Source organism: Luteitalea sp. (assembly GCF_022842525.1).
Classification (GTDB): domain Bacteria; phylum Acidobacteriota; class Vicinamibacteria; order Vicinamibacterales; family Vicinamibacteraceae; genus Luteitalea.
Genome location: NZ_JALHPM010000088.1, coordinates 20,752 through 27,044, shown reverse-complemented (window position 1 = coordinate 27,044; position 6,293 = coordinate 20,752). Strand labels below are relative to the sequence as shown.

Here is a 6,293-nt window from a genome sequence, read left to right as displayed (position 1 = left end):
GGTCTGCGGCTGGCCGGGCAGCGTCGATAGCGGCTGCGCCACCGGACCGGCGACCGGCGCCGCACCCGCGGGCGGTGCCGCAGCGGCGGGCTCGGTCGCGATCAGCGGCGGCGCGCCCGTCAGGCCCAGGTTCTGCTGGCTGCCGATGTAGATCGGATCCAGGTTCTCCTGTGTCACCTCCGACGAACGCACCAGGCGCGGCGTCATCAGGAAGACGATGTCGGTCTGGTTGATCTGGTCGACCGTGTTGCCGAAGATGCGCCGCAGGAACGGCGTGCGCAGCAGACCGGGGAATCCGCTCAGCGCCCGCCGCTGGTCTTCGCGCAGCAGCCCCGCCAGCATCAGCGACTCCCCTTCGCGCATCCGGATCACGGTCGTGACGCGACGCGTCCCGAACGTCGGCAGGCTCTGCCCGGCGATGTCGATGTTGGCGCCGAGCGTGCTGCTCTCCACCTCGAGCTCGCTGACGATTTCGCCTTCCAGCGTCACCCGGGGCTTGTTCATCTTCACCTTGATGCCCACGGTGCGGTAGTTGAACGAGTTGATCGGCACCGTCTGCAGCCCGCCGCCGCCGAACCCGCCGAACGTCGTGCTGGGCACCGGGATCTCGTCACCGAGATCGAGCTGGATGACCTGTCCTTCGGTGCCCCGCAGCTGTGGCTTGCCGATGATCTTGTTGTTGTTGTCGCTGGCCAGGAAGTTGACGACGGCCTGCGGCACCGTGAGATAGAAATCGGCCGCGCTGATGCCGCGCGTGATCGTGTTGAGGTTGAAGGGGCCGGGCGTCGTACCGCCTTCGCCGGAGCTCGGCGGTGCCTCCGGCGAGAAGATGGCGCCCACGGAGTACTGCGACAGGTTCAGGCCGACTTCCTTGGCCCGCGCCCGGTTGACCTCGATGATCTCGACGTCGACCACGATCTCGGCGCGCGGCTTGTCGTTGTTGCGGACCACCTGATCGATGATGTTCATCACCCGATCGGAGGCCCGCACCGTCAGGCTGTTCTGGGTCTTGTTGGCCAGCACGCGCGGCTGCACGGGCAGGCCCGGCAGCTGCAGAATCTGCTGCACCGTCTGCACCAGTTCGGTGGCATCGGCGTGCGACAGGTAGAACGTGCGGATGACCTGTTCCTCGTACGCGGCCCGCTTGGGCGGCGTGTCGGGAATGATCATGATGGTGCGGGGATTGACCACCTTGTAGAAGGTGCCGGCCGCCGTCATGACCTGGGTGAGCGCCTCTTCGAGGGCCAGTCCCGTGAGGTCCACCGAGACCTGTGCGGGCCGGAATGTCGACTCGAACAGGACGTTGATGCCGGTGGCCTTGCCGATGAAGGTCAGCACGTCGCTCGATGCCGCCTGGGAGAACTTGATCTCGAGGGGATCGCGCGAGGCGGGATTCAACAGCGGTGGTGCCGATCGCTGCCGCGCCGTTTCGCGCATGGCCTCGATCGCCGGCCGCGGCCGCGCCGCTTCGGCGCGCTCCCGCAATTCCTTGTCGATCTCGGCGGCCCGCAACATCGAGTTGCGGTTCGACGGGTCGTACTCGTACACCTTCCGGTACTCGACGACGGCCAGTTCGAGGTCGCCCTTCTCGTCGGCCTCGCGGGCTGCCTTGAGATGGGCCAGTGAGGCAGTGCTCATCGCCTGCTGCAGGGCCCCCTTGTAGTCGGTCCGGTCGGGATGCTCCTGCAGCGCTTCGCGGAAGTTCGCCACCGCGATGTCCCAGTCGCCGCGCAACCAGGCGTCGCGACCGCGGTTGTAGGCGCCCGACGTCGCGCACGCCGCTGCCCCGAGGCACACCACCCCCAGGAGGGCCACCGAGCCCACCCACCGGACCATTCGCATTCGCCTGCGCACCCGTGATCCCACGTTCACCCGTTTGCTCGCCTAGCCCGTCATCCGCACGGTCTGTCGCCCGCGTCCGTCGGCATACTCGATCTGCAGCGATTCCTCGCCGATGGACACGATACGCCAGCGCCCGTCGACAATCTCGCCCGCGCGGCCATAGTAGACGTTCTTGCCGTCACTGAGGACGGCCACCTTCCCGACATCCTGCCGCGACACCACGCCGATGAACTTCACCGTAATCGGCGGCGGCGGGGGCGGACCGGCCGGCACCACCGGGCCGACGGGGACCACCGGCGTCGGCACCACCGGCGCCGCCGGACGAGCCGGTCCAGGCGTCCCCTGCCCGGCGGACGCCGACGGACCCGACCGGAACGGATCACGGCCACCCTCCTCGGGCGCCGGACGATCCTCGTCCAGACGATCGAGTCCGACGCCGCGGACCAGCACCTGGTCTGGAGAGGCCGCAGCACCTCGACGGGCGGGTGGCTGGGCGCGCCGGGCCGCGGCCGGTGCGGCCGGCGTCCCTGACGACCCGAACTGCCACCAGCCGACCGCCGCGAGCACGACGACCAGGCCGATGAGCACCGGCAGTTGCCGGCGCGAGTCAGCGGCCATCGGGGACCCTGTGATAGGTCGAGAGGGTCACGGCGGCCTCGAGCGGGTCCTGCGGATTCTCGCCCTGCACCACGGCGACCTGACGCACCACGACGAAATCCGGCCCGGTCTCGAGCCTGTAGAGGAACTGCCGCAGATCGCGGTAGCTCCCGAACACGCTCATCGTCATGGTCGTGCGCGCGAGCACGCCGTCGTTCTCCGGCGCATCGAGGGCAAAGGACCGCCGGTCGTAGGAGAGGTTGGATTCCCGGGCCAGTTGCGCCAGCCGCACCAGGGTGACCTGACGCGCTGCCGGCTGGGTGGCCGGAAGAATCTGCGTGTAGAAGCGCTGCAGGTCGGTGACCGCCTGCACGCTGCCGGCAGAGGTCTGACGCGCCTCGGCGAGGTCCCGCGTGGCGGTGGACACGGCCAGCGACGCCGCCGTGGCGCGCTGCGTCAGCGCATGCACCCGCGCGCGGATGGGCCCGACGACCATCGCCAGACCGACGAAGTTGACCAGGGCCAGCAACCCGAGCACCGAGACGAGCAGACGACGGTCCGCGAGGATGCGCGCAGTCGGCACCATCTCAGCGTCCCTCCGACGCAGAGGGCGACCCGGTGGCCGCGGGCGGGCCCGCCTCGGCAGCCGCGGGCGGCCTCTGCGGTGCGCCCGGCCCCAGGTACTGCCCTTCGCAGACGATGCTGTAGGTGCCGTCCTCGAGGACCTGCTCTTCCACCGACCGCAGATTCACGAACGCCCCTGCTCCTTCGAGCCGATCCAGGAACTGGCCCACCGGCTCCACGCGGGTCGTGTTGACCGTCAGGCGCACCAGCAACGTGCCCCGGTCGAACGACGGCGTCACCGCCTGCAGCCGGACATCGGCCGGGATGGTGCGCTCGATGACGTTGAACAGCGCCGTCCAGGAGAACGTCCGCCCGTCGATCACCGTGTTGGCCTCGAGCGTGGCCTTGACCGTCGAGTCCAGCAGCCGCGGGTCCATGCGCCCGCGCACCTGCTGGGCCTCGCGTCGCAACGTGGCACTGCGCGCTTCGTCTTGCGCGATGCGCGCCGAGAGGTCGCGCTGCTGCCCGCTCAGGGCGACGAACTGCCAGACCGTGAAGACGGTCAGCACGGCCAGGACGATGGCCATGGCGGCCAGCGCCGCCTGGACGGCCCGCTCGTTGTAGAACGGCCTGGTGGCGAGATTGCCCCGGAGCATCACGCGACACCATCCCTGAGGAGCATGCCGGTCGGCGCCGCAATCTGCCCGACCAGCGTCTCGGAGACGGTCACGCGGTCGCTCACGTCGGCGATGCCGGTCAGCGACAGCGGCACCACCGGCGCCTCGAACAGCGTGCCCAGGTTCCGGGACAGGCCTTCCCGATCCGGCACATCGGGTCCGGCCACGAGCAGCACGCGGGCGAACCCCTGCCCATTCAGGCGGTCTTCGTAGAACATCCGCGTCTGATGCACGACGTCGGCGACGGGTTCGGTCGCGTCGCTCTGGCGTGTCCGGAAGAAGATGAGCGCTCCGTCGCGCACCAGCGCGATGGAGGCATAGCTCGCGGTGACGTGCACCAGCAGGCTGTCACCGGGCAGTCCTGGACCCGCGGTGCCGCCGAGCAGCGCCAGATTGACCACGTTGAACGTCGCCAGGTCGACGGCCCCCGGTTGCAGGCCCGCGGCCGTACACACGCCCTCGTACTCCTGCACGATGTCGCGACGCATCGCCGTCACGACCATCGTCGTGCTCCCCTCGTGCTGACCGCCGCGCGACCACGCCACCTGCGCATCCTCGACCGGGAACGGCACCGTCTTGCGCAACTGCAGGCGGATCAACTGCTCCAGGTCGCGGGCACTCGGCGGAATCTGGTCGAACGGCAGCAGCGACACCTTGGCCGCCGTATCGGGAATCACCAGCGCGACGTGGCGCGGCCGGCCGCCGACCTGCTCGACGAGCTCGCGCAGCGCGCGCACCACGACATCACGCTGCAGCACGTTGTGGGAGGTCAGCGATGGGACGACGGCGCCGGGTGGCAGCGGCGCCGACGCCACGGCGCGGACCACCGGCGACGGGGCCGCGCGGTCGACGAGGACCGCGGTCACGCGCAGCGCGTCGATGTGGAGCCCCAATGTGGGCGGGGGCGTCTGGAGCCAGGCAGGAAGCGGCGACATGCTCAGTCGACGAAGGTGACCTTGTTGATCTCGCGCAACGTGGTCTCCCCCGAGAGCACGCGGGACACGGCAGATTCCCGCAGGAACCGCATCCCCTCGTCGCGCACCGCGCGCTTGATCTCGGAGTTGGGCGCTCGCGCGAGAATCATGTCACGGATGGTGTCGGAGAGGTCGAGCAGTTCGCAGATGGCCATCCGGCCGCGATACCCCGATCCGTTGCATTCGAGGCAGCCCGCTCCCTCGTAGAACGTGTGGGTGTGAGCCAGGCCCGGATCCATGGCCGCCTCGATCAACTGGGCCTCGGTCACCTCTGCCGGCTTCTTGCAGTCCTCGCAGATCTTGCGCACGAGGCGCTGGGCCAGCACGCAATTGAGCGCCGAGACGAACTGGTAGGCCTCGACGCCCATGTTGAGGAAGCGGCCCAGCACGTCGAGGACGTTGTTGGCGTGCACCGTGGTGAACACCAGGTGGCCCGTCAGGGCCGAGTTGATGGCGATCTGCGCCGTTTCCGCGTCGCGGATTTCGCCAACCATGATCTTGTCGGGGTCGTGCCGCAGGATGCTGCGCAGCCCGCGCGCGAAGGTCAGCCCCTTCTTCTCGTTGATGGGAATCTGCACGATGCCCTTCAACTGGTACTCGACCGGATCCTCGATGGTGATGATCTTGTCCTCGGGCGACTTGATCTCCGACAACGCCGCGTAGAGCGTCGTGGTCTTGCCCGACCCGGTCGGCCCGGTGACCAGCACCATGCCGTACGGCTCGCGGATGTACTTGCGGAACCGCCGCAGTTCCTCCTCGGGAAAGCCGAGGATGTCGAGCCGCAGTTCGCGGAACTGCTCGCTGATCGATTCCTTGTCCAGGATGCGGATGACGGCGTCCTCGCCGTGGGCACTCGGCATCACCGACACACGGAAGTCGATCGTCTTGCCGCGCATGCGCAGCTTGAACCGGCCGTCCTGCGGCACGCGCTTCTCGGCGATGTCCAGTTCGGCCATGACCTTGATGCGCGAGATGATCGGCCCGGCGAACCGCTTGTCGATCGGGCGCATCGCCGGCTGCAGCACGCCGTCGACCCGGTACTTCACCACCACCGCGTCGTCCTGCGTCTCGATGTGGATGTCGCTGGCCCGCCGCTGCAGGGCCGCGAAGACCGTCGAGTCGATCAGCTTGATGATCGGGCTGATGTCGCTGGTCAGCTTCTCGACCGACAGCGACTCCTCGCCGGTGTCGTCTTCCTTGAGCAACTGCAGCTGGAAGCTCTCGGTGGCATCCTCGAGCACCCGCTGGCTGCTCTCGGACTTCTTCAGCATCGCCTGGATGGCCGACGCCGGCCCCACGGTGACCTTGAGGCGCGTGCCGAGCAGTTGCTGCAGCTCGTCGATCATCAGCAGGTCGGTCGGGTCCGACACGACGATGACGAGCACGTCGCCATCGCGCCGATGCGGCACGAAGCCGTAGCGCAACATCACGTCGGCCGGAATCGATCGGAAGAGCTCGTTGTCGAGATGGAACGCGTCCATGTCGACGAACTCGAGCCGATAGCGCTCGGCGAGGCGGCGTGCCTGCTCGCGCTCCTGCGCCGGTGTCGTCCGCTGCCCGTCGGGCGTCGGCAACTCGGGCAACGGCAACGCCGACGGGTCGGGTGACGGTGGAGTGGTCAGGGTGCTCACGAACGCGA

6 protein-coding genes are annotated in these 6,293 nt (G+C 68.6%); all 6 read right to left on the bottom strand.

Features of this window, described 5'->3' with window-relative positions:
* Positions 1-1,836, bottom strand: a 1,836-nt coding sequence (locus Q0C41_RS17460) for a secretin N-terminal domain-containing protein (RefSeq protein WP_291985736.1), incomplete at its 3' end; no start/stop codon positions are given.
* A gap of 48 nt (positions 1,837-1,884) precedes the next feature.
* Positions 1,885-2,460, bottom strand: coding sequence for a hypothetical protein (locus tag Q0C41_RS17455; RefSeq protein WP_291985735.1), 576 nt, complete (start codon positions 2,458-2,460; stop codon positions 1,885-1,887).
* Positions 2,450-3,025, bottom strand: coding sequence for a GspMb/PilO family protein (locus Q0C41_RS17450; RefSeq protein ID WP_291985733.1), 576 nt, complete (start codon positions 3,023-3,025; stop codon positions 2,450-2,452). Before Q0C41_RS17450 ends, Q0C41_RS17455 begins: the two co-directional genes overlap by 11 nt.
* Position 3,026: 1 nt before the next feature.
* Positions 3,027-3,662 (bottom strand): hypothetical protein, encoded by a 636-nt coding sequence (locus Q0C41_RS17445; protein WP_291985731.1) that lies wholly within the window; start codon positions 3,660-3,662, stop codon positions 3,027-3,029.
* Positions 3,659-4,615, bottom strand: coding sequence for a pilus assembly protein PilM (pilM, locus tag Q0C41_RS17440; RefSeq protein WP_291985729.1), 957 nt, complete (start codon positions 4,613-4,615; stop codon positions 3,659-3,661). Before pilM ends, Q0C41_RS17445 begins: the two co-directional genes overlap by 4 nt.
* A gap of 2 nt (positions 4,616-4,617) precedes the next feature.
* Positions 4,618-6,228 carry a GspE/PulE family protein gene (locus tag Q0C41_RS17435; RefSeq protein WP_367079235.1) on the bottom strand — a complete coding sequence of 537 codons (1,611 nt, stop codon included), beginning with the start codon at positions 6,226-6,228 and terminating at the stop codon, positions 4,618-4,620.
* Between the last annotated feature and the right edge of the window lie 65 nt (positions 6,229-6,293).